Source organism: Cohnella hashimotonis (assembly GCF_030014955.1).
GTDB classification, from domain to species: domain Bacteria; phylum Bacillota; class Bacilli; order Paenibacillales; family Paenibacillaceae; genus Cohnella; species Cohnella hashimotonis.
This window is the reverse complement of record NZ_JAGRPV010000001.1, coordinates 8027784-8052740: the sequence shown is the minus strand read 5'-3', so window position 1 is coordinate 8052740 and position 24957 is coordinate 8027784. Positions and strand designations below refer to the sequence as shown.

General features: G+C 50.9%; 19 protein-coding genes and 1 pseudogene. 11 read left to right on the top strand and 9 right to left on the bottom strand.

Annotation, left to right across the window (positions count from 1 at the left end):
- Positions 1-16 precede the first annotated feature (16 nt).
- The 6 genes and pseudogenes from KB449_RS32125 to KB449_RS32100 form a co-directional block, all read right to left on the bottom strand.
- On the bottom strand, positions 17-1072 hold the full coding sequence (locus KB449_RS32125; RefSeq protein ID WP_282912236.1) for an aldo/keto reductase: 1056 nt from the start codon (positions 1070-1072) through the stop codon (positions 17-19).
- 105 nt (positions 1073-1177) lie between these two features.
- Positions 1178-2092, bottom strand: a complete 915-nt coding sequence (locus KB449_RS32120; RefSeq protein WP_282912235.1) for an AraC family transcriptional regulator — start codon at positions 2090-2092, stop codon at positions 1178-1180.
- 180 nt (positions 2093-2272) lie between these two features.
- Entirely contained in the window at positions 2273-2923 is a 651-nt protein-coding gene (locus tag KB449_RS32115) for an MBL fold metallo-hydrolase (RefSeq protein ID WP_282912234.1), read from the bottom strand.
- 277 nt (positions 2924-3200) lie between these two features.
- Positions 3201-3323 (bottom strand): annotated as a pseudogene (locus tag KB449_RS32110) (cysteine hydrolase family protein); the annotation flags it as partial.
- Between the two features lie 318 nt (positions 3324-3641).
- Positions 3642-4463, bottom strand: a complete 822-nt coding sequence (locus KB449_RS32105) for an NAD(P)-dependent oxidoreductase (protein WP_282912233.1) — start codon at positions 4461-4463, stop codon at positions 3642-3644.
- 60 nt (positions 4464-4523) lie between these two features.
- Positions 4524-4910, bottom strand: a complete 387-nt coding sequence (locus KB449_RS32100) for a MerR family transcriptional regulator (protein WP_282912232.1) — start codon at positions 4908-4910, stop codon at positions 4524-4526.
- Positions 4911-5163: 253 nt separating this feature from the next.
- Here KB449_RS32100 and KB449_RS32095 point away from each other — a divergent pair, with 253 nt between their 5' ends.
- Positions 5164-6027, top strand: a complete 864-nt coding sequence (locus KB449_RS32095) for a helix-turn-helix transcriptional regulator (protein ID WP_282912231.1) — start codon at positions 5164-5166, stop codon at positions 6025-6027.
- 95 nt (positions 6028-6122) lie between these two features.
- The gene (locus KB449_RS32090) at positions 6123-6995 is read left to right on the top strand and encodes an SDR family oxidoreductase (RefSeq protein WP_282912230.1); all 873 of its coding nucleotides are present in this window, start codon (positions 6123-6125) and stop codon (positions 6993-6995) included.
- A gap of 269 nt (positions 6996-7264) precedes the next feature.
- On the opposite strand, the gene KB449_RS32085 is transcribed toward KB449_RS32090, so the two are convergent.
- Positions 7265-10984, bottom strand: a complete 3720-nt coding sequence (locus KB449_RS32085; protein WP_282912229.1) for an RCC1 domain-containing protein — start codon at positions 10982-10984, stop codon at positions 7265-7267.
- Positions 10985-11268: 284 nt separating this feature from the next.
- Between KB449_RS32085 and KB449_RS32080 the strand changes: the two genes are divergently transcribed.
- From KB449_RS32080 to KB449_RS32065, 4 genes are all read left to right on the top strand, one after another.
- Positions 11269-11700, top strand: coding sequence for a MerR family transcriptional regulator (locus KB449_RS32080; protein WP_282912228.1), 432 nt, complete (start codon positions 11269-11271; stop codon positions 11698-11700).
- Between the two features lie 11 nt (positions 11701-11711).
- Positions 11712-12683 (top strand): aldo/keto reductase, encoded by a 972-nt coding sequence (locus KB449_RS32075; RefSeq protein ID WP_282912227.1) that lies wholly within the window; start codon positions 11712-11714, stop codon positions 12681-12683.
- Positions 12684-12992: 309 nt separating this feature from the next.
- A complete protein-coding gene (locus tag KB449_RS32070) occupies positions 12993-14372 on the top strand; it encodes a DJ-1/PfpI family protein (protein ID WP_282912226.1) in 1380 nt (459 codons plus the stop codon).
- Between the two features lie 114 nt (positions 14373-14486).
- On the top strand, positions 14487-15326 hold the full coding sequence (locus KB449_RS32065) for a hypothetical protein (protein WP_282912225.1): 840 nt from the start codon (positions 14487-14489) through the stop codon (positions 15324-15326).
- Positions 15327-15658: 332 nt separating this feature from the next.
- Here KB449_RS32065 and KB449_RS32060 read toward each other — a convergent pair whose 3' ends face one another.
- Together KB449_RS32060 and KB449_RS36670 are read right to left on the bottom strand one after the other, a co-directional pair.
- On the bottom strand, positions 15659-17428 hold the full coding sequence (locus KB449_RS32060) for an HNH endonuclease (protein WP_282912224.1): 1770 nt from the start codon (positions 17426-17428) through the stop codon (positions 15659-15661).
- Between the two features lie 127 nt (positions 17429-17555).
- Entirely contained in the window at positions 17556-19589 is a 2034-nt protein-coding gene (locus tag KB449_RS36670) for a copper amine oxidase N-terminal domain-containing protein (protein ID WP_282912223.1), read from the bottom strand.
- Between the two features lie 480 nt (positions 19590-20069).
- On the opposite strand from KB449_RS36670, the gene KB449_RS32050 reads away from it, so the two are divergent.
- From KB449_RS32050 to KB449_RS32030, 5 genes are read left to right on the top strand one after another with little or no spacing between them, the layout of a single operon-like run.
- The gene (locus tag KB449_RS32050) at positions 20070-20612 is read left to right on the top strand and encodes a MarR family winged helix-turn-helix transcriptional regulator (RefSeq protein WP_282912222.1); all 543 of its coding nucleotides are present in this window, start codon (positions 20070-20072) and stop codon (positions 20610-20612) included.
- Positions 20613-20635: 23 nt separating this feature from the next.
- Positions 20636-22081, top strand: a complete 1446-nt coding sequence (locus KB449_RS32045; RefSeq protein WP_282912221.1) for an aryl-sulfate sulfotransferase — start codon at positions 20636-20638, stop codon at positions 22079-22081.
- A 36-nt stretch (positions 22082-22117) separates the two neighbouring features.
- Complete coding sequence (locus tag KB449_RS32040) at positions 22118-23233, top strand: ABC transporter substrate-binding protein (RefSeq protein WP_282912220.1); 1116 nt, start codon at positions 22118-22120, stop codon at positions 23231-23233.
- Between the two features lie 13 nt (positions 23234-23246).
- Positions 23247-24065 (top strand): ABC transporter ATP-binding protein, encoded by an 819-nt coding sequence (locus tag KB449_RS32035; protein ID WP_282912219.1) that lies wholly within the window; start codon positions 23247-23249, stop codon positions 24063-24065.
- Positions 24062-24844, top strand: a complete 783-nt coding sequence (locus KB449_RS32030; protein WP_282912218.1) for an ABC transporter permease — start codon at positions 24062-24064, stop codon at positions 24842-24844. The genes KB449_RS32035 and KB449_RS32030 overlap by 4 nt, the downstream gene beginning before the upstream one ends.
- Positions 24845-24957 lie beyond the last annotated feature (113 nt).

Below are 24957 nucleotides of genomic sequence, written 5' to 3'. Positions count from 1 at the left end.
TCTTTGTTGCAGAAAATCACTTAGAAGCAATCGGAACCGCAATGTTTTTCCCAACGGTTGCTGCCATTTTGACAATCGCTTCCGGATCGGAGTTTTTAACGTTCACATCAATACGAGGGGTGTACGCATCCTCCAACCTTTCAACCTCAGCATCGGTCAACTTGATCGCGAGCGCTTTAATTGCATCGTCAATGTGACCGGTTTTGATCGCTCCCACAATGGGCGCCGCCACTACCGGCTTGCGGAACAACCACGACAGAGAGATTTCCGCACGGCTGACCCCTCGTTCTTCTGCGATCATACCAATGTTATCCACAATTTTCCGGTCGGCTGCGGCAGTTGCCTCGAAGTATTTTGCAGCGCCGGATTCGGCTTTCGTGCGCATAGTGCCTTCACCCCACGGACGGGCCAGGAGTCCACGCGAAAGTGGGCTGTAGACGATGGTTTGAATACCCTCGTCGGCACAGAGTGGGATCATTTCGTTTTCTTCCTCGCGAGCAACCAAATTGTAATTGTGCTGCATGGATATGAAGCGTGTCCAACCGTTCGCTTTTTGAATGTGAAGGGCTTTGGCGAACTGCCAGGTCCTCATTGTCGAGGCACCCAAATAACGCACTTTACCCATCTTCACAAGATCATGAAGTGCTTCCAGCGTTTCTTCCCATGGCGTAAAGGGATCCGCGCGATGAATTTGGTAAAGATCGATGTAATCCGTGCCAAGACGTTTTAAGCTTTGATCGATCTCCGTCATAATGGTCTTCCGCGAGAGACCGAACGAGTTGGGTCCAGCGCGCATTGGGGCGCCGAGCTTTGTAGCTATGACGATATTCTCGCGTTTAGCGAAATCTTTAATCGCCTTGCCGATGATCTCCTCGCTGTTCCCTTGCGAATACATATTAGCGGTGTCAAAGAAGTTGATTCCGGCCTCGATTGCATGCTTAATTACAGAGCGGCTCTCTTCCTCGCCGATCGACCAGGAAGGATAGCCGGTTGCGGGATCTCCAAAGCCCATACCGCCTATGCAGATGGGTGAAACCTCAAGACCTGAGTGACCAAGCTTAATCATTTTCATCCTGCATGCCTCCTAAGAATAGATAGCTTGTTGAGCTATTCTTAGTTTAAAGAAGATGTTCAGCCAGCCGTTATCACGATCAGATCAATATGCTGCCTAATGCTATCAAGCTCGCCTCCTGAACAGCTTCATGTCTTCTCTAGGCGGAACGCCGAACATCCGGGAATACTCACGACTAAATTGCGTGGGACTCTCATAACCGACCCGAAAAGCGGCTTCTGCAATATCCGTTGATTCAGAAAGGATGAGCCGCCGGGCCTCCTGAAGTCTCAGCTGCTTCTGGAATTGAATCGGGGTAGCGGAAGTGATCTCTTTAAAATGTCTAAAAAACGATGGGACACTCATATTGGCAATATCAGCCAGCTCCTCAACGCGGAAAGAATCCTGAAAGTGCTGCAATATATATTGGACGGCGTTCTTGATATGGTTGGTTGTCCCTCCGTCCGTTACGATTCGTATGAAGGAGTCACCATGCTCGCCATGCAATGTTCGGTACAGGATTTCTTTCATATACAGCTGGGAGAGGATCGGAATGTCTGTCGGCTTATCCAGCAGGCGAACAAGCCTGACTATAGCATCCAATATAGCCGTATCCAACTCGGCTACGTTCATTCCGCGTTTAGCTGCACCCCGGGAGATCTTCTTTAGCTCGTCGGCGCTTAATAGTTCTAAAATAGATCCAGGAGTAAACTCAATCCTGCAGAATAAATTGGGAACTTCGGGAGATGCATCGGGCGATTCCATGACAACTGGCCATTCCATGGAGGCAACAACGTATTTCGATGGGCCATAAGTGAAGCGCTCATTACCCAGAAAAACGTTTTTTGTGCCTTGAACGACGATGCCGATGGAAGGGTTGTAAAGCCCGTAAGGTGGCCCAGACAATGTGGAGTAATGAGAAGCGGAATAACGAGAGAATCCCAGCTGCGGAATGATCGTCGGCCAATATCCGTCTTTGTCGGTATGGCGATTAACCAGCTCGGCAAGTTCTTTTTGCAAGCGAGAGAATTGATCCGACATATGATCCTCCCCAACAACGATATGTAACTCTAAACTTAATTGATATTGATCCGCCTGAAAAGGCGACGTGAGAGGATTAGGCACAACTTTGATTGGATTCGGCAAACGTCAGGGTTCACCGTACCATCTATAGAGCGAAATCGAAGGGCACCCGACCGGGCGCCCTCCTCTCTTACGCTTCTATTCATACTGCATAGTAACGACGCCAGCATATTGGGCAAGGCTTTCCTTGGACACGTTCAACGTCTTTACATCTGTCGTCCGTGTCCCGGCAGCCTCGAGGAATTTGTCCACCTTAGCGAAGAAAATCCTTCCGAGAATCCCCACAGCCTTCGTGCTATAATGCATCGGAATCGCTACGGTCGCATGCAATTGACGCATCACTTGAGCGGCTTCCGCCCCAGCGAGCGTCGCCCTTCCTCCTACGGGCACGATAAGCACGTCCACTTTGCCGATTTCTTTGACTTGTTCTTCTGTAAGCAGATGCCCCAGATCCCCGCAATGGCAGATCGTCAGTCCATCCATCCGGAAGCGGAAAACAATATTGGGCCCTCTTTTCTTACCGTTCACCTTATCGTGGAAAGTCTTGAACCCACTCATGCTCACATCGCCGCGACTGTATTCTTTCGGCTCGTTCACCAGCAAGTAATCACCCGATGCGGCGTTAACTTTATTGTGATCGCCATGATTATGCGTAACCACGACGATATCCGAATTAACCGGAACCGGCATGCGATAGCCAAGAAACTTAAAGTAGGGATCGATGAGAATCCTCGTTCCGGCATCCGAAGTCAGCAGAAAAGAAGAATGGCCATACCATTTAATCTGCATATGCAACGTACTCCTTCAGTTATAAGAAAGCTTCTTAAACACTTTAAAATACACCCACGCCGGATTCAGCAGCAGCAACGCTCCTGTAACTATAAATACGATTTGCTGCCTAGCAAGGCTGCCACCTGCCCGCCTAAGAGGGAGCCTCCAAATACGCCTAAATACCCCGCCGACATGGTAAAACCAAATACTCTTCCCGTAATAGCAGACAGCGTAATCTTCTTGATCAAGATATTGACAGATGGGGTCAACCCAGTTCGCTTTCTGCGCTTCGTAGGTCCGCCGCTTCCCGCAACGTCGACAGCACGACACCGCTTGTAGCAATTCCGCTAAGAATTAGCGTTTCGATCTGGCGGGACCGGAGAATAATCTCAAGGTCGCTGCCGGAGAACGCGCCCACGCAAGCGGAGACCTCTCCATTTGATATTAAATGGAGAGGTCTCCGCTTGTCAAGGCGATGCACCATAACGGGATAGGAAGTGATGATATCGTGTTTGATTTGGAGGCTCGTTCTGAACGTCGCGACGCAGGGGAGAATCGTAACAAAACTGGACAGATCCTCCAAGCCAACGATTGAGAGGGCTTCTCGACTTTTTTATCCGTTTCAGGCACCAGGAAAAGGTCTACGGTGAAATGTTGAATTGCGAGCCGAATGTCACTTATAATCGCAACCAGGCAGACTGCTTATACAAGCGTACGAATAGCATCGACCGTAGCCTTATGTTCGGCTCCGATCTCCGTTCTCCAGCATATCAAGCAGCAGGCTGGAAAGCGGAGCTGGAACTTGTGCTTTTTGCGCCGCCGACAGCAAGAGGCCGACATCTTTCTGTGGAATTTTACTTTCGGGTATGGATGACTTCTCGGCTATCATTTTGCCATAGCTTTGATAGATGGGCGCGGTAAACAGTGTGCTGGTAAGCATATTGACCGCTGCTTGGGGATCGACTCCGCCGCGCTCAGCTATGCCTAGCGCTTCTTCCAGTGAGCGTGCCGCGGAGACGATCAGGAAGTTACCGATCAGTTTGACGAGTAAAGCCGAACCGGCTTCCTCGCCAAAGTCAAAGATCCCTTTAGCTCCCATCGCTTCCAGCAGCGGCCGCACCCGCTCCTTTGCTTCCTGCGGACCCGCTATAGGAATCCACAATTGCCTGGCAGCGGCTGCCTCCGGCCGTCCAAAGATAGGCGCCTCAACATAGACGGAACCATGCCGCGCATGCAGATCCGATAGCTTCCTGCCCGTGTCCGGCGATACCGTACTCATTGATACATGTATCCCGCCTACGCCCAGGCGTTCTAAGAAATCTTCGCTTTTGACGACGTCTTCCAATGCTTCATCGTCCCACACCAAGGTGACGACGATGCCACCGGTTGTCACGGCGTCAGCCGGACGGACCGCCTGCAGCGCACCTTGAGCCACGAGTGGCTCCGCTTTTTCTGGGGTGCGGTTGTATACGGTGAGCGCATATCCTGCTTGGAGCAGATTGGCGGCGACTGGCATACCAAGCAGTCCGAGACCGATAAATCCAATGTTCTCTCTCATGAATTCAACCTCCTTAGAATGCTAAACATGACGTCAACGTCATGTTTAGGGCAAAAAAAATTAATCGCTGTCATTGACCTCGAGCCACCGCTCGAAACGTTCTATATTCGACTGCAAATCGCTGCGGAACTGTCCGAGCGCATCAAGCTTCTGGTCCGTGTCGGCCAAATGCTGGCGCAGTATGCCGAGGACTTTCCGTTTCGGCAGCACCCCGCTCGTATCCGTAAAGTAAAGCTCGATTACGTCCCGAATTTCCTCCAAACTTAGGCCAACCTTCTTCAACTGATCGATCTTTTGCAGGCGAGCAACCGTTTCTTCCGTGTAGTAATGATGACCATTGCCTTCGCGCTCGCCAGATGGAAGCAATCCAATGCTCTCGTAATAGCGAACCGTGCGCTGGGTTACCCCGGCTCGTTCTGTCAAATCGCCAATGCGCATGCGGTTCATGATGGATCACTCTTTCCAAGATATAATATGACGTTAACGTCATGTTTGGATAATAGCATTGGGATTGGAAATTGTAAAGGAGGGGTAGGCCCCAGCATGTCTATCCTATTAAAGGAAGTAACAGCAACTGCAATCGTTATGGTTCTCTTTTATGGCGACTATACCTTTACAGAGATTATAATGATCGTGTACGAAGTGCTTGGGGTCCATTTGTTTAATTACGATACGTATTGTTCCATATAAGTAATTAGAGGTGAGCTGCTTGAAAACAAACCGTTCCTCGTCCGCATTGGGCGAGTTCATAAAATCGCGCAGAGAACGCTTGCAGCCTTCAGAGGCAGGGATCCAGCCGCTGCCCGGACGAAGACGCACGCCGGGACTTCGAAGAGAAGAAGTCTCTTATCTTGCCCATATAAGCGTGACTTACTATTCCTGGTTGGAGCAAGGCAAGGAGGTGAATCCTTCGCCGGAGGTACTGCTAAGTATCGGCAAAGCGCTTCAGCTTGACGAAGATGAGCAGAAGCATCTGTTCGATCTGGCCAATGTTGACGCGGCGAGTGTCGTGACAGTGCCGAATAACGGAGGGCCGGATGCGGGAGTTTTGCAGAAAATCGTAGATCAACTTTATTATCCTTCTTTTATCACGGACGAAGGTACGGATGTGATCGTCTGGAATCGGGCAGCAGAACTGATCATAGCCGATTTCGGCAGTCTGCCGGACAATGAACGGAATATGATCGAGATTATGTTTTTAAAGCCGGATTACCGTACAAGACTGCTGAATTGGGAAGGTGCTGCCCGTTACTCCGTAGCGGTTATGCGGGCAAGCTTCGACCATTACAAGGACAACCCGTTATATATGGAACGGTTCGAACGCTTGAGACGGGAAAGCGAGGAGTTCGTGCATTTCTGGGAGCTATATGAAGTCAAGCAAAAGCGCGTAGCCACCGCATTATTTCGTCTTCCTGACGCACAGGAGATGGAGTTCGCGCTCCATTCCGCAGCTGTCATCGATAATGACCCAGGGCTGCACTGGTGCTTCTTTGTTCCGGTTCCCGGTTCTGGCACGGAGGAGAGATTATTGCGTGTACTGGAGCAGGACAGGCATCTCCCGTAAACTGTTACTCCCGTTAATAGAATAGACGTGCTGTGGCTAGCTCCCTCCAGTTGCTTGTATGATTCAGTGCAAGACAACGATTGGAGGGTTTTAGCATGCAAACATGGTTCATCACAGGAGCATCAGGAGGCTTGGCTTCACGTATAACTCGCCGGTTGCTGGATAGGGGGGACCGTGTAGCCGCAACGGTACGCAAGCCAGGTGTGCTGGATGATCTGCAGGCACAGTATGGCTCCCAACTATGGCAGGCTAATTTAGATCTGACCAACCCTCAGCAAATTGCCGAAGTCGTGGAACGCGCATTTTCAGAACTGGGCACGATCGATGTGTTTGTCAATAATGCAGCCTATGGATTGTATGGCGCAGTGGAAGAAGCAAGCGACAGGCAAATTGAGCATCAGTTCATGACCAATGTGCTTGGCTCCCTGCGTGCAGCGCGTGCAGTCCTGCCCTTTTTCCGCAAGCAGGGCAGCGGCCACATTGTACAGATCTCGAGTATGGCGGGTCATTATTCGATTCCGGGTATGGGGCTGTATTGTTCTTCGAAATGGGCGGTCGAAGGGGCCTTTGAAGCGCTGGCTAAGGAAGTCGCTCCGTTCAATATTAAGACCACGATGGTGGAGCCCGGCGGGATCCGAACGAATTTCATTTTAAGCAACGCCGTGATCGGCGAGCGGATGGACGAATACCGGAATACGGAGGCAGGCCAATTCGTTAGCCTGATGAAGGGGGAACTGCCCGGTGTAGATATGAGCATGTTCAACAAAATGGTAGTCGGCGATCCGGATAAGATGGCGCAGCAGATTATCCACCGTGTCGATCAGGGAGAGGGGCCGATACGTATGGCGTTGGGCAGTGACGCCTATGAGCAAATCCGGGCAGCCCTGCTGGACAGACTGGCCGCTCTGGAAGCACAGAAAGAGCTGGCTTACTCCACTGATGCAGATGATGTAGCAAAACAAATTTAAAGTACACCAAAAGATTTCGACATCCACGAACGGATATGCTCCTCTGCAAGTAGCCGGTTTATTTTTTAAACCTGTCTACTTAAAGGGGAGCATATTTAAAGCTTGCCCTTATTTGTGATACGGCTCCCCTTAACGGATGTATCGGCGAAAACAAATGGCGGCCTAGTGGCCGCCCTTAAAGGATTCAAAGGTATTATGACTTTTTAACTAAGTTTGGTTTTTCGCAAGCCGCTTAAATTTTGAAAATTCACTAAATCAGCCTATAACATTTAGATGAACACTAAAATTTCAAGCAGACGGTGCAACAGATACGCGCTTTCTTGTCGGGTTGCCGTTTGAGCCGGCTGGAATTTAAAGGGATCCCCGCCCGAAAGAAGGATACCTTCCTGAATGGCTTTCTGATAGGCCGGGATAAACCACTCCGGCAGTTTTAAGGCTGCAGGAGTTGCGATACCTGTTGCATTTACAGAGTCGGCATGCACATACCCATAAGCCCTTACAAGCATCACGATCATCTCTTGATGTGTTATCGTCTGATCGGGTTTAAAGGAAGTAGGGGAGTATCCCGTAATTAATCCCGCAAATACGGCCGAATCGATATCTTTCTCATACCAAGCGCCCTTCTTGACGTCCTTAAATTGACTTGTTGATTGATCGCTGCCCGGCAAAACACCCAGCGATCTGTTTAATATGGCGGCAAATTCCGCACGAGTAATTGATTTTTCCGGTTTGAACGTTCCATCGCCAAACCCTTTAAGAACCAAACGATTGGATAAGGCCTCGATGCTTGCCTTATACATGCTGTTCACCGCAACATCCTGATATGATGCCTTTTCAGTCATTACCACTGTATAAACCGAGTTCCCTTTTTTATACAAAGAAACGTGGAGAACTCCGTCATTCCATTCAGTCTTAATTGGCACGGGAACGAATCTTTTTGCTACGGGGTCATATGTCAATCCCGCCAGTTGATTTAGTGGAATCTGCTTGGTCTCAACGACTAGTCCATGTTCTGCGTACTCCGAGAACTGGTTAACGGGCTGGTTGCTAACCGTTACCGAGAAATCCAACAACTTGCCAAGCGGCCGCACTCCGCTACCCGCCAATTGTTGCTGCAAGGTCTCTTCATATTCCGTGCCTGCATGCTCAATGGAAATAACGACAGGGTCGGATGCTGTTACGTTCTGCCCCTTCAATAAAGTCGATACTGGAAGCTGCCACCATCCATCTGGCGTCGAGATCCGAAGCAATGAAGAGGCTTCAAGAGACGACATGCCGGAAAGGAACTTAATCGGCAAGGTCACTTCATACCGGTCCGCCGGATCGCTCGATGTGATCTGAAAGATTTTCGAGCTCTTGAATTCGTCGTTCTTCATGAGCTCTTCAAAACCATTATCTTTGAGTTGAATTTGGATGGATTGTTTTCCATTCGGCATGACTGAGGTGCTTATGTCCCATGGCAGATCGGATGACTCCTCGGGCATATCACCACTAGGAGTGACGCCTCCCGGAGTGCCGCTTCCTGGAGTGCCGCTTCCTGGATCTTCGCCTCTCGGGCGTGTCCGGAAGTTTATTTCCGGGCTGTAATCGCTCCAGTTTGAAGTGACATCTTTTGCTTTAAGCATGAATGTATACTGCGTATCCGGGGTAAGATTCGTTAATTTATATTTTGTAACCCCGTGATCTACAACTGCAACTTCAGACAACGTGATCCCGACGATAGAAAATAACGCGTAGCCGCTCACTTCTTTGTTATCCACAGCCGGAGTCCAAGCAAGAGTCGCCTCCGTACTCCCAACCTCGCTAACCTGAAGAGTACTGTTGCCGGGCCAATACGGCGGTTCGTTATCCGGTAAAGCCAAGATACTGTTTTTAATTTTGCTTGTGAGGTTTGTCGGAACCTTTGAATATCTTGTGCCGTCCCCTATTTCGCCATAATCGTTGGTGCCCCACACATAAAGGTTTCCGCTTGTTGACAGAGCAATCGTATGAGAAAATTTAGAGGAGATACTAGATATCTTCTCATTAAAAGGAAGCTTGCGGATCGAAATCGGATCGCTGTTGCTGTTGCTTCCCCATTCGTATACTTCACCGACTTGGGTCACGGCATGGACATACCCCCCTCTTCCCGCGGACACGGAGATGATCCCCGACAACCCTTGAATAAGGGTGGGGGTAGAATTTGATTCATACGTGCCGTCCCCAAGCTGTCCCCGGTCGTTTGAACCCCAAGCATACACTTCACCGCTAACTGAAACAGCATATGTAGCATTTGCTCCCACTGCGGCATTTTTAATGGACGCTAGTCCATCTACTTTTATTGGAACAGATTTAAGTCCCCCCAGGGCAGATATCCACCCCCACATAAAAACTTCTCCATCCTCAGACACGGCCATAACAGTGCCATCATCACCCGCCGTAATATTCGAAATAGGCGGAAGGCCATTTAGAATTTCTGGCGATTGCTGATATCCTAGCCCCCAAGTGTAAACTTCACCGTTTTCCGTCAAGGCTGCCGATGTAAAATAAGCAGTGGCAACATCTTTGACGTTGCTAAGGCCTTTAACCCAGGTGGGCGTTGTTTTATTTATCGTTGTTCCATCCCCGATTGTTCCATAGTAATTGCTCCCCCATCCGTAAACGATTCCATCCACCGAGACTGCTAAAGTATAATCGGAGCCTTTTTCAACTTTTTTTAAAGGCGGAAGATTAGAAATCAATACTGGCTTACCCCGATCCTCCGTCGTTCCATCTCCTAGCTGGCCATAATTGTTCATACCCCAGGCGTATAGCTCGCCCGAACTTGAAACAACTCCCGTATTATGATAGCCGGCAGAAATTTGACTGACATGACTCATCTCCGATAACTTTACTGGCATTGATTTGTTGGACGGCCCTAGCAAGAGCTGTCCATACTCGTTGCTGCCCCATCCGTATACTTCCCCGGAATTCAAAACACATAATGTATAGTCGCTCCCGCTGGCAATTGTCTCTGCACCGGACACTGCTTCCATCTTCCGTGGCGCATTACTTGAAGGCGAATTTTCAGTTTGAACGGTTCCTAATACATAAACTTCACCTGTAGTCGTAATTACAGAAGAGTCGCTTGCACTGGCAGCTATTGCTCGCGATTTGGGAAATGTATCGATTAAGTTAGGAGTCATTACGTTGTCTGTGCTAACTTGGCCTAGTTGTCCATATTCATTCGAACCCCAACCATAAACATCGCCATTATCGGCTAGCGCGAGCGTGTGATAGACCCCTGCAGATAGAGCCTTTATCTTGGGTAAGCCTGTTATTCGAACAGGAGATGTTCTGTTTATTGTTGTTTCATCTCCAAGCTGTCCGGAATTATTACTACCCCAGGCATAGACTTCTCCCGATTCGGATAACACCAATGTATGATGCATTCCGACGGATATCTCCTTGATGAAAGGAAGCCCAGGTACTTTTGCGGGATTGCTGCGTTCAACGGTTGTTCCATCACCTAGCTGCCCTACAGAATTGACACCGAAGGTGTATACTTCCCCTGAGGCTGCTAGCGCTACAGCAAACTCGTTTCCACCCTCAATTTGAACTAATTTAGGAAGCCCTTCAATCTTTCTGGGAAGCGTAATTCCCCAGCTCGCGCCCCCGCCTAGCTGACCATAATAATTGCGCCCCCAAGCATACAACTCGCCTTCTTTGGTCAAAGCATATGACGAAAGATACCCGGTACTAACCGCTTTAATTGCAGGTAACCCTTGGGCCTTCGTCAAATCTTCCGTTCTTGCTTCATCAGTGCCGTCTCCAAGGGCCCCATTTGCATTCGAGCCCCAACCGTACACTTCGCCGCTCTCCGTCAAGACTAAGGCATGCAGTCGAGAGGCGGCAATCTGGGCAATCACAACAGAGGAAGACGATTCTGCCCCCACTGCGGCAGGAATTGGAATTAAACCAGACAAGATAAGAAAAATAACAAAGTGGTACAATCGTTTGGACTGAAACATCTCGAACCTCCCCAATTCCTCTTGATATACGCTATTGAATATTCTCTTGACAGGTATTCTTCCACCTATGATACCATAGCAGCGGAAATATATAGGAGAATTTGTCGATTATACGAATAATGTTGGGAAAAACAAAAAATTCAATTTATACAGTGCTGGCCGGCAATGCGTCGACTTTATGCAACAAGCGATTGTATTAAAATTACGCTTGCCTTAAAGTGTCCTTTAAGCCTTAAGCTTAAATAGACCTGGCCGTCCTTTCAAATAAAGGGGAGAGTGTCCATATGTCATATACGATCAAAGAGGCATCGGAACGGCTTGGTTGCCCGGCGCATACCATTCGGTTTTATGAGAAGGAGGGGCTGCTTCCTTACATTAAGCGAGATCGGCACGGCAATCGTCTGTTCGAGCAGGATCACCTGGACTGGATCCGATTAATGACGTGTTTCAGAGCCACTGGTATGAAAATTTCCTTGTTGAAGCAGATGGTAAACCTCGCGTTGGACGGCGATGCCACAATTCCGCAGAGAAAAGCGATCTTAAACCAGTACAAAGAAGAATTATTCCGACGTCAGAACGAACTGGCCGAAGCCCTTGATGCCGTCAATAACAAGCTTGCCATCTACGAAGAAATTGAGGAAGGAAGGCTTCCGTCCGAGAGCAGATTGCTGAATCAAATGGAAGACCGACACGACCAACCAACGAAACGAGAATGAGGGATGCACGCATGAAACAAAGAGTTTTGGGCAATAGCGACATTACGTTATCTGCGATCGGTCTTGGCATCATGGGCATGTCTCCGGGCATGTATGGCGAGACGAACGACGAACTTTCGATGAAGACGATCCAACGCGCTTTGGATCTAGGCGTCACGATGTTCGATACAGCCGACGTTTACGGGAACGGTCACAACGAAGAGCTGCTTGGAAAAGCAATCCAGGGACGTCGCGAGCAAGCCGTTATTGCGACCAAGTTCGCTTACACCCCCAATTACGAGAGCCTCAGCGGCCGTCCCGATTATGTGAAAAAGGCAGTGGAAGCCAGCCTGCGCCGCTTAAAGACAGATTACATCGACCTGTATTATCAGCATCGGGTCGATCCTCAAGTTCCGATCGAAGAGACGGTCGGGGCAATGGCCGATCTGGTCAAAGAGGGTAAAGTCCGGGCATTGGGTCTGTCCGAAGCTTCTGCTTCCACCCTTCGCCGGGCCCATGCCGTGCATCCGATTTCCGCGTTGGAGAGCGAATATTCGTTATGGAGCCGGGACATCGAAGATGAGATTCTTCCGGTTGCAAGAGAACTGGGGATCACGCATGTTGCATATAGTCCGCTCAGCAGAGGCTTTATCTCCGGCGAACTTCGTACATTCGCGGATTTGGCTGCCGACGATCTTCGCAGATGGATGCCTCGGTTCCAGGGAGAGAACTTCCGCAAGAACGTAGAGATCGTTGATAAGATCAAGGAGATCGCGATAGAGAAAAACTGTTCTCCGTCTCAATTGGCCATCGCCTGGACGATCGCCAATGGATCGCTGCCGATTCCAGGCACGAAGCGAATCAAGTATTTGGAGGAAAACGCCGCTGCCGTGGATATTGTCCTCTCGAAAGAAGACCTTCTGCGCATCGAAAATGTGAGTCCTAAGAACGCTGCCCAAGGCACGCGATACATGGAAGAACAAATGACGCTGCTTGAGGGTTAAGCCATAATCTGGTTGGCAACGTGTAGTCCATATTAATGTGTGAAATCGCAAAATCTGGCGGCCATAGGGCCGTCACTTACGATTCGGTTCACCGCGCTGGCAGTAACGGCAAGTTTTAGGGCATCCTTTTGGGATGCCCTTTTCGTTCAAACATTAGCGATTCCGCCAGGACGAGAAGAGTTGTCTCCTCAGGAGTGGCCGCTCAAACTTTAGGAGGGCCCCTCTACCGAACCACAGACAGAGGTTATGTTTATCATGTTTCGTTATATTTTACGAGTAAGCAATCCAGCTGTGGAAGGAACGGATCATGTGAAAACTTTACTGCGCATCATTATTTATCTCATCGTTTTTGTCGTCGTCGTAGGAGGGACAGGCGCCATCGGGTACGTCAATACCATGAATGCCGGAATGTCGGAATACGATAAAGCCGCCCCTTTGCTGACGGATGTAAAGGTACCGAAATATGACGCAAACAAACCGACAGTGGCCGTGCTGCTGGCGAACGAAGTGACGGAAGTGTTCGATTTTCTCGTCCCGTACGAGATGTTTGCGATGACCGAAGCTTACAATGTATACGGCGTTGCCCCCAATCGCGAGATTAAATCGCTAACTGGCGGACTCGATGTCGTCCCGCATTATTCATTTGACGAGATGGATGCGATGCTCGGTAAAAGCCCGGACATTATCGTCATTCCGTTTATGCCGATGTTGAACGAGAAAAAATATGCGCCCGTCCGTGAATGGATTCGGAAGCACTCGGGCGCCAAGACGACATTGATCTCCATTTGCAATGGAGCTGAAAACCTGGCGGATACCGGCTTGCTCAACGGCAAATCGGCAGCGACGCACTGGGGAGACATCAACCGGCTCATGAAGAAATATCCGGAAATCCAGTGGGTGAAGGATCGGCGCTACGTCCCGCAAGGCAATCTCGTATCTTCTGCCGGTCTGACTTCGGGGATCGACGCTGTGCTATACGTCATCTCCCAGCAGTTGGGCGAGGCGGCCGCGAAGAAAGTGGCGGGAGAGATCAACTATCCCTCCTACGATTATGTGACAAACCCGCAAATGAAACCGTTCGTTGCCGGGCTGAGCGATATAACGTACGTGCTGAATAACGCTTTTCAATGGAACAAAGTAAAGGCGGGCGTGCTGCTATATAACGGCGCCGATGAACTGGATTTGTCCGCCGCATTCGATACGTACGCCGCTTCCGGTACGACAACGACGTTGACCGTCTCCAGCGCGAACGAACCGATCGTAACGAAGCACGGCCTGAACCTGGTCGCGCGTTATCAGATCAAAGACGTGCCGAAGCTGTCGAAAATGATCGTTGTCGGCGCCGATGCCGAGTCTGCAGCCGCCGATGACATCAACCAATGGAAGAACAGCGGCAGCAGCGCGAAACTGTTGTTCCTGCACCGCGACGCGGCGGATCGGTTCGCAATGGATCCGGCATTCGAGGATTTGGCCGGGCAGGAGGATATCCGGACAGCGAAGTTTGCCGCCAAGAGGCTTGAATATCGCGCCACCGACCACCTGAAGCTGGAGGGCAGATCCTTCTCTTTTGAAGCGTTTGGCATACCGGTTATGCTCGGCGTCCTGTCCTTGCTCATCGCCTTTTTCATCGATCGGCTCTTTATCCGCAGGAAAAAGGGAGCCTCCGCAAATAGAGGCGCTGCGGGGTAACCCTTGCTGCAATATCGTGTTCGAAAGGCCGAACAATGCAAGTCGACTTGGGGGGTATTTCAGCAGACAATCTTATAGTGGTAAAATATAGATAAGAAGTTTGGGGGTGAAGGGATGTCGCTGCCACTGTTCTCCACCACGGATAAGAGCGGACGGATGACGATGCTCCTGCCGGGACGTCGCGTCGGACGCGCGGCTCCGCTCATGCCGTGGCTGCTCACAGCCGGTGCACTGTGGTCGCTGACAGGCTCCGTGCCGTTCGGCGCACTGCTCGGCATGGCACCCACACCGGCAATCAACCTGTTCCTCGGTCATCCGGTCACAGTGGGCGTCACCGTTTTGCTGCTGTTCGTGGCGATCGGTGCGTCCGGCGGCGTGTACTCGCGATCGGTTGAGCAATTTGGACAGGCCAGGGTGGCTGGACTGTTTGCGACGCTATCGGTAGCAGGAGGACTCGCAGCAGCTGCGGGCATCCTCCTGCTCTGGACGCTGACAAGCGACCCGTCGCGCCACTTTGACCTCGAGGCCATAGCGACATCGCCGACGATCCCGCTAGAGCTCGGCGCTGTAGTCGGAGCTAGCTTCGCCCTGTGGGCCGCCATCACGCTCCTGCGGCTGCCCGGCGCTATCGCCCACGCCCGGCTGCGTCAGGCGGACATCGAGCGACTCCGCTTGGAGGGTTTGTCATGCACCGGGACGTTGACCGCCGTAAATTTTACGAACAGTTGGCTCCATAATTCTCCGATGTTCACGGTTGAGGTAAATTATATCGCCCAAGGCGCTCCTCGTGTCGTCTCCGCACACATGCGCACCAGCGCCGATCGTGTTCCCCTCGTCGGGTCGCGAATGATCGTGCTGACCGACGATCGCGGAACCACCCACGTGGAGCTCGACCCGGCGAGTGGAGCGGCATTCGAGCCGGACGCGGGGAAGTTCGCCCCGTCGGACGGATGATAATGCAGCCTTGAGGCAGCGTGGTTATAAGGAGTTCAAGTCAACGGCCCACGTATGACACTTCGGAGGCTGGCAGCATCTAGGCCTCCCTTCAGCCGCTACTCGAACCATCTCCAAAGTCTTAAAATTCTGGCCGAAGTTTGTTGCGTTGAATTCGCTGGAATCCTGCCGACCATCACCGGATCGAGGCCATGCTGGACCTATTGCGTGAAATCGGCCACGTGAAAGAAGTGCCGGTGGTATAGCCCTTTAGGGGCGTCGACCAAGGGGTAAGGGGAAAAAGCGCGAAAAGAAGCAGCTAAGAACAATCCCAAGTGCTTAGCGGCTTCTTTTTATTTATAACATTCTACTAATCTAGTTGTATTAAAATCCTGTATAAACCAATCCATTAAAACTAAATAATCTTTGATCTCTCTTATGTCCAATTCAAATTCCATATCTTGCAGATTAGCGTATAGAACTCTGAAAAGATCATCGATCTGATGAGAATAAATTTTTACTAACCCCTCGCTGTTTCCGCTTAAATGAGTATAGTGTTCAATTTTATGATTTATGAAGCTTCGAATATCCTCTTTACTCTCAGTTTGATCAATTCCGAGTTTTGAACATATATAATGGTATTGCGGCTTTTTGCATGAATTGATGCTTTTTAATATCCCCTTATAAAGCTTGATGAGTTCACTTTTGTTCATACACACATATTCATTTTTTGAATAAAACAATTGCAATTCATTTACTAGAGTTATAAGCTGGGATGCGTTTATAATATAATTCAAATTAAAATATCGCACTTCTCCATCACTGTAATAATCAGTAACATCTATATGATTAAGCTGTATCTTTTTAAAAAAACCTTTCGTTTGTGCAGCGTTATCCTCTTGCATTACTCTGGGTAATAACTTTTTCGTTAACCATGCGTAGGCGTTACTCACAGTCCAATAGTCTCTTGGTCCATATTTCTTTGATAAGCCCGATTTATTCCACAATAACCAAACCTTATCTGACGGCGTCCAGCTATAGTGATCTTCTATGAAGCTGTGAATGATACATTTAAATCCTTCGTTATGGTCTTCATTTGCTTTCTTCATATAAATTTTTAATATATTATTTCCAGTGGCATCGAAGATATGCCAATCGGAATCGCCCTTTCCATAATCGTACTCTCTGGAAAACTTAAGAATTTTTCTCCATACATCCATACTGACCTTAATTAAATGATATTCATCCGGATGATAATGGTTGGGAATAAATTCTCTACAATCCAAGATCTCTTCTGTCAAGCGAATAGCCTCAATATATTCAACAATAAATTTATCAATAACGGCACAAAGATTGCCCAATTCTTCATCGCTTAGATTAAATCTTGAATTCCCTAATTGAACCATATAATTGTTTTCATCGAGTTTTGCCACAACATACCGTCGCATTTCAAAATCTATTGGAGTGTTATTCCCAGGATATAATTCACTTAGGATATCTTTATGTCCTAAATTAATGGTGGTTCCCCTGATGTAAAAGCTATTAAATGTAAATAAACACGAACCTCTGCTTTCTCCTAATGCAGGAAGAATCCCTTCCAGCATAACTGTTCTATTTCTATATTCTAAGTATTTTTTATCAAACGTATGACTTTTTTCGTCTACACCAAAATCGGCTACATAATTATTGATGCGGTCCGTATACTCCTCAGCTGTAATCTTTCCCTCAGCTAATTGCTTTCGGATGGCTTCTATGCTGAGCGCATACTGGGCTTCTTCTTCAAATTTCCTGATATGTTTTCTCACATCTTTTAATTTTTTTTGTGCACGCCTTAATAAACGCGCGACAATCTCATCCGGCAGCTCCGTATCCCGCTTTTCGTTGTTGCATTTGCGATGAGCAGGTCTTAAATTTTCTAAATGATTAAAATCGAAAGTGGTGGGCAAGTTAAACTTTTTTATAACATCTGTTGTTTTTTGATGATCTTTAAATGTTTTTTCAGAAATAATGTGGTCAATTTCTAAGTCGGAGTAATTGAATAACTCTTCTAAACAAACTGCACACCGCCTTTGATAAGCTTGCCAAAGGCCATATCTAGCTTCGGGTTTGTCTTTTATACTCACTTCGGCCACTCCTTATGACGAAACATCTACGGTTCTCCTCAACGGTTCTATCTGTTGAAAACAAGGGCGGCCTTGGAGGCCGCCACTGTTGTTATAAATTCATTTGTGCATCGCATTTACACTTATACTACGAATAGATTTGCGTCACGAGTCCGTTGGTGAAGACTACATATTGGTAACCGTACCTCCACACATCAACGGTAATTTCGTTGCCGGCCGCCTGAGAGGCGGAGGAGGGCTTGCCCCAGGATAAATCCACCTGCGTCTTGCTCATGCCTATTGCTATTTTGGATGCTTTAATCGTATTCCAAGTGGATGAAGACCAATTATATTTCTTAAAAGGATCATACGATAGGAAGGTGTACGGATCGCCTAAAATGAGCGTCACGAAACCTCTCGAAGTCACTTCCGACTTTAACGTCTTGCCTTTAACGGTGGCAAATACGATCTCAAAGTTATCTCCGCCTACCGGCAGGATATCAGTGATCGTTACCTTGGAGAAACGTTCCCAGTTGTTATAATTATTGACCCAATACGATTTACCGATTAGTCCGGCAAGATTACCCTGCGCGACCTTCTTTTTAATCTGGGGCGTATCGGCCGATTCGACAACCAGCGTCCCTGCGCCGATGGACACCTTCATCACTTTAAGTTTTGAATCCCATAGCGTCACCGCGCCGAGATTCTTCTTGAGGAAGTCCGCTGGGAAAACCGCTTCTCCCTTATTTAAGCTAACGGCGCTACTCAGCGCGACCTCTTTTCCATTCACGGTCGCCGTATTCCGCCCAACCGTTAAGCGTATAGCAGTTAAACCCAATTCGACATTATAACGTTTGTTTGCCGAATCATACGTAACTGTGCCACCCAACGACTTAAATACACTTTTAATAGGCAACATGACAATTCCGTTGGCATTCACCGCTCCAGTCAGATTAGCGCCTAGATTGGCCGTTACCGTAATCGTTTTGCTATTCCCCGCCGCCGTTGCGGTTATCTTCGAGTCGCCAACCCCTAACACCTTATAACTGCCGTCATTCTGTTCCTGCAGCAGATAGGGCTTGTCGACCTGCAGAGAGGCTTCCTTGCCTGACAAAGTTTCCTTATAGCCGTTGTTGTACGTTTGTACGATTTTAAATTGAATCGTGTTTCCTACCGCCGGTTTGGCGTTGGAGGCCGCGAGCGTAAGTCCCGACACCGCTGGCGGTTCGATAGACGCCACACTTCCCTCGCCATAGATGTTCCAGCTTCCATCCTTCTGAAGAACCAGCCATTTCCGACCGCCTGCCGAGGATACCATAGACTTATTCTTGTCGTCGCGAGGCTTGTCTGCGAGCGAACCCTCGTACAGTGCAACCTTTACGGCATTTGTGATGCCTGCTATTTGCTTAACTAATTGATAACTCTTAGTCGTACCACTCCAAGTAGGTTCACCCAACCATGCCGTTCCGTCTTTTTTGGTGACTAGAAGTTTATCCTCACCGGCGCTTTCAATATAGGCTGCGTCGGACGTAACGACTTGAGGGAAGAACTTCACATCCCCATTGTTGTAGTCAGACTTGTTCAAATCGACGAAAACGACTTTCCCCGTATTGTCCATATATGCAAGTGAATGATCGCTTATCAATTTCAACGCCACGATCGAAGAGGAATCGGCGACTTTGTCTGCCACGTTTTTAAGGTAGGAATGGTGAATCTCTCCGCTATTCGTCACATAAGCCATTGATTGAAAGCCCGTTGCAAGCAAGGAGATGTCGGTTAGACTTTCGATTTGCTTACCGCTTTGTAGACTCCATACCGTGCCGTCATTTTTTAAATAGTACTGCCCCGTTACCAGTTTGATGCCGTTTTGCGTTGGATCCACTGTAGGAAGAGACCCGTTGTTCCATAAAATCAGTTCGCCTTTGCTGGAAATTCCGTAGTCGTAGGACTCGCCAGAAGCACGTTTAGCACTAAAAATCGCCGAGGCGCCGACGTTCACCTTCTGATAACCCGATGCTGCCCACGGTCGTTTAAGCCAGATCGTACCGTCATCCATCAGGAGGGTATCCATTTGAACGTCCACAATGCGTGGGGAAACATCCGCCGCCTCTGAGCGCATAGGAAAATAAAACAAACTTAAAACGGTTAAAATCGACAATGCCGCTAACACGATTCTTCGCACGGAACGCTGCCCCCTAGTCATTTTCCAGGAATAGAACTCAAATCCTAGTTTTGTGAAAATATTACCATGTAAAAGCAGGGTATTCAATCATTGATGAGCGTCTTTTAACCCAGATAGTCACATTTTGCCAGAACGCCATCCTGCGTTCTTTCTATTGGTTTTAGTCTCAAGTCCCTGCCTCCACTTTGGCAGACTTGGTTAGGTCTGAAGTTGTAATAAGAAGAGATAGAATGCAGTTGTGGTTACGATTCGCCGCGCCCACATTTGAAACACAATTCCATTAACTTTCAAAAAATCCCGACTTGACATCTAAGATTTATGGGTTTAATATCGTCTCATAAACCTTTTAGCACTCATTATTTTAGTGTTAAAGCAATTTCATAAGCCGATTGGACCAACCAAAGGCCACAGCGATTCCCGATCCCGGGGACAGTTGCGGTCTTTTTTTGATGCTCTGAAGGAGGGTGCGACAAAAAAAGTATGACGGATGACGAATGGGAACGTTTAGAGGAGATCGACTGGCTGTTCCGGCGAATGGTTCGAAAGTTTGTGAAGGAACGCGACAAGGTGTCGGTCGAAGGGGTGGCGCTGCCCGGTATGCTGATCCTGCAGAAGGTGAACCGCGATGGCGAGCAGAAGCTCGGGGATCTGGCGGAGGAGCTTGACCTGACCTCCGGAGCAATCACGACGCTGTGCGACAAGCTGGAAAATAAGGGCTTTGCGCGGCGCCGGCGGATGGAAGAAGATCGCCGCACCGTGCTGCTCGACATTACTTCGGAAGGACGCGCGATGCTCGCGCGGAACCGGAATGTGGGCCAGCGATGTATCACGCTCCTGTTCGGAGATTTTACCGGGCGGGAGCTGGAGACGCAGAAGGAGGTTTTCCGGAATATGGCCGACCGGCTGGAGCATTTCTCGGAAACCGTGATGGAGCTTGTCAAGGAAAATGCGGAGCAAGCGATGGAGAAGCCCGGCAAACGGCCGGATAACTCCCCGCCGAACAACCGTTTCTTAAACTACTAAATTTAAGGAGAGATTGATCGATCATGGGACATCCTACGATTTACCCTACCGGAGCGACGGTATACTTGCCAGAAAAAGCCTGGAGTGGTTATACGATCTTCCAAGCGGCCGAACTCGGCGCGCTGCTGATTGATATGAGCGGCAAGGAGGTTCGTCTGTGGAAGGGACTGCGCGGCTTTCCGAACAAGATTTTGCCGGGCGGCTATGTGACGGGCAGCACCAAGGAGCGGGACCCGAAATACGGCTTCCAGGACGAGATCGATCTCGTGCAGCTGGATTGGGACGGCAACGTCGTCTGGGGCTTCAGCCGCTTCGAGTTCATCGAGGACCCCGGCTACGAGCCGCAGTGGATGGCACGCGCTCACCACGATTATCAGCGAGAGGGGAACCCGGTCGGCTACTATGTGCCGGGACAGGAGCCGAAGACGTTGGGCGGCCGCACGCTGGTGCTCGTTCATCGCAACGTGACGAAGCCCGAGATCTCGGATAAGCTGCTGCTGGACGACGTAATTATCGAAGTGGACTGGGAAGGCAACATTGTCTGGGAGTGGGCGGCGAGCGATCATTTCGAAGAGCTGGGCTTCGACGAGGACGCCAAGGAGGCCCTGTTCCGCGACCCGAACAGCCGCCACTTCGGCGGCAATACCGGCGGCGACTGGATGCACATCAATTCCGCCTCGTGGGTCGGTCCGAACAAGTTTTACGATGCCGGCGACGAACGCTTTCATCCGGACAACGTCATCTGGGACGCCCGCGAATCGAACATTATCGCCATTACCGACCGCAAGACCGGCAAGATTGTCTGGCAGCTGGGCCCGGACTTCTCGAAGCCCGAAGTTAAGCATCTCGGCTGGATCGTCGGCCAGCATCACGCGCACATCATTCCGCGCGGGCTGCCCGGCGGAGGTAATCTGCTCGTGTTCGACAATGGCGGCTGGGGCGGCTACGGGCTGCCGAATCCGGCGTCTCCGGACGGCCTGAAGAACGCTGTGCGCGATCATTCGCGCGTGCTGGAGATCAACCCGGTGACGCTGGAGATCGAGTGGCAGTATACGCCGACTGAGGCCGGTTATCTGGCGCCGCTCGATTCCTATCGCTTCTATAGTCCGTATATCAGCTCGGCGCAGCGGCTGCCGAACGGCAACACGCTGATTACCGAAGGGGCGGACGGACGGATCTTCGAGGTTACGGCGGCACACGAGCTGGTGTGGGAGTACATCTCGCCCTACAAGAACAACCGAAACTCGAACATGGTCTATCGCGCTTACCGCGTGCCGTACGAATGGATTCCACAGCTCGAGAAGCCGCTCGAGGAAGCCATCGTGCCGATCGACGTCGCCGATTATCGCGTGCCGGGCGCGGCGGCGAGAGGCGCGGTGTCGGTCGTCGAGATATCCGGAACAATCTCCTTCGAGGACGGGGCGTTCTGCGTGCCCAGCATCGGCGAGAGACCGGTATCTGAGGACTGATGCATTCGATAAACGGAAACCGGAGGAGAAAACATAATGAGGACCATCATCAATAGAATCAGGATCGTCAGACAAACGCGTTCCGTATTCGGAATGCTGACAGCCGTCGCGTTGTTCGCCGTTATCCTGACCGCTTGCGGGGACAACAACAATAGTTCGTCGCCGTCCGGCTCCGCCTCCCCGAGCGCCGACTCGTCGGACGCTGCGCAGACGGCCGAAGCTTCTTCGCCTGCGCCGGCGGCGAACGATCCGATTAAGGTCAAGATTGCCGACATCGTGAGCAATCCGGTGTTCCGAGTCGCGAAGAACAAAGGCTTTTTCGAAAAATACGGCATTGACGCGGACATCGTCACGTTCGCCACGCCGGCGGAAGGCATCAACTCGCTTTTCATCAAGCAGACCGACCTAGCGTGGGGGGCCGACTTCCCGATTCTGAACGCGGTGAGCAAAGGAGACTATTCCATCATCGCGGCGACGGGCACGAACACCGACGCGGCGGCGGCCCAGTGGAAGCTGTTCGCCCAGGACGACATTCAGCAGGGGGCCGACCTGAAGGGCAAGAAGCTGAGCACGCTGCGCGGAACGTTCCTGCCTTATCTGTGGGACGAATATTTGAAGGCCAACGGCATCGCGGTGCAGGACACCAAGCAGATCGGGCAAGGCGGGCTGGACGAAGCGTATATCGCGCTGCAGAAAGGGCAGATCGACGCGACTTGGGTGACAGGCGCGGCGCTGATCGCCAAGTTTCAGACCATCGAAAGCGCGCACGAGCTGACCGATATGTCCCAGACGCCGGTGCGCATCGGCGGCGACGTCATCGCGCCGAACAGCCTGCTCGAGGAGCATCCGGCGGGCGTGGCCAACTTCCTGCGCGCGGTGGAAGAGGCCTCGCAGTACATCACGGCGAATCCGGAGGAGACGGCCGACATTATGTTTGCGGAAGTGAAGCAGCCGAAGGACGCAACACTGCGCGATCTGTCGACGGTCAACTGGGCGATCGGGTTCTCGCAGGAATCGTTCGAGAGTCTGTCGGGCCAGAAGCAGTACATGGTCGATAACGGCATCATTGAGAAGGATTTTGACCTGGCCTCGAAGCTGGACCTGGACAGCGTAAAACAGGCCGTGCCGGACCGTGTCACCTACGGCCAATAATGGAGGGAACGTCATGTCCTTAGCGAACCTGTCATCTTCCAATACCATCACGATCGAGCGCTTGAGCAAGAGCTACGCGGCGAATAAGCCGGGGTCTTCCGGCGGCGCCGTGCACTACATCATCAAGGACGTCGACCTGGTCGTCAGGGGCGGAGAGTTCTTCGTGCTCCTCGGCCCCAGCGGCTGCGGCAAGTCGACGCTGCTGAACATCATCGCCGGCTTCGTCTCCAAGACCGGAGGTGATCTGCGGGTTGGGGACGTCGAAGTTCGCAAACCCGGGCAGGATCGAGCCGTCGTCTTCCAGCAGGCCGACTCCTCGCTGTTTCCCTGGCTGACCGTGCGCCAGAACGTGGAGTTTGGGCTGAAGATGAAGAAGACGCCGAAGGACGAGCGCCGGAGGATCTCCGACCGGTTCATCCGCATGGTCAGCTTGTTCGGCCACGAGAACAAATTTCCCCGCGAGCTGTCGGGCGGCATGAAGCAGCGCGTGCAGCTGGCGCGGGTGCTGGCGAACGATCCGGCGATTCTGTTGATGGATGAGCCGTTCGGGGCGCTCGACGCGATGACGCGGCGCACGATGCAGAAGGAGCTCAGCCAGATCTGGCGGGAGACGAACAAGACCGTCATTTTCGTTACGCACGACATCCAGGAAGCGATTCTGCTCGGCGAACGCATCGGTGTCATGTCCTCCGGACCTGATTCGCGCATCGCGGACATCTATGACGTGCCGCTGCCCTATCCGCGCGATGCGGCGTCCGCCGAGTTTCTCTCTCTGAATCGGCGGATTCAGTCGCACTTCGATTCCGGGCTCGAAGGAGGGGGGTATCCGTGAAAATATTGAACAACAAATGGATTACGATCCCGCTGCTCTGGGTTATCGCGCTTGCCGTCTGGCAGCTCGGCGCCTGGATCTACGGACCGGACATCATTCCGGGGCCGGTCGAGACCTGGGGCGGGGCGCGGGAGCTGCTGAGCGACGGCACGCTGCTGAAGGACATCGGCATCAGCTTCTACCGCGTCATCGCCGGCTGGTCGCTCGGTAGTCTGGTCGCGATTCCCCTCGGGCTGATCATCGGCCGCGTGGCCGTCATCCGCGTGTTCGCCGAGCCGTTCCTGAATTTTATCCGCTTCATTCCGCCCATCGCCTTTATCACCCTGTTCCTGGTCTGGTTCGGCATCGGCGAGCAGTCGAAGGTCGCGCTCATCATGTACGCGACGCTGTTCATCGTCATGATCAACACGCTGGTAGGGGTGCTGTCGCTGGAGGAGGACAAGGTCCGCTCCGCCCGCAGCATGGGCGCTTCTGAATGGCAAATTCTGCTGCACGTCGTCATTCCGGCCACGACGCCTTACATGTTCACTGGCATCCGCCTCGCGATGGGCACCTCCTACATGGCCATCATCGGCGCGGAGATGATGGCTGCGAACGAAGGCGTCGGCTTCCTCATCTGGAACTCGCGGCTGTTCTTCCGGACGGACTGGATCTTCGTCGGCCTGATCAGCCTCGGCCTGATGGGCTTCATAACCGACCGCATCGTCGGCTGGGTCGGCCGCAAGGTGCTGTACCGCTACGGCGTAGTCGGCTCGACGCCCGCGCCGAACCGCCGATAAAGCGGGTAATAAATAACTTTAACAACTCTCCCATCATCAATAATTTACTTTTCATATAATAAAGCATTGGTATTTTCGCCGTTGTGATACGGTTCACCGTATCATCTATAAAG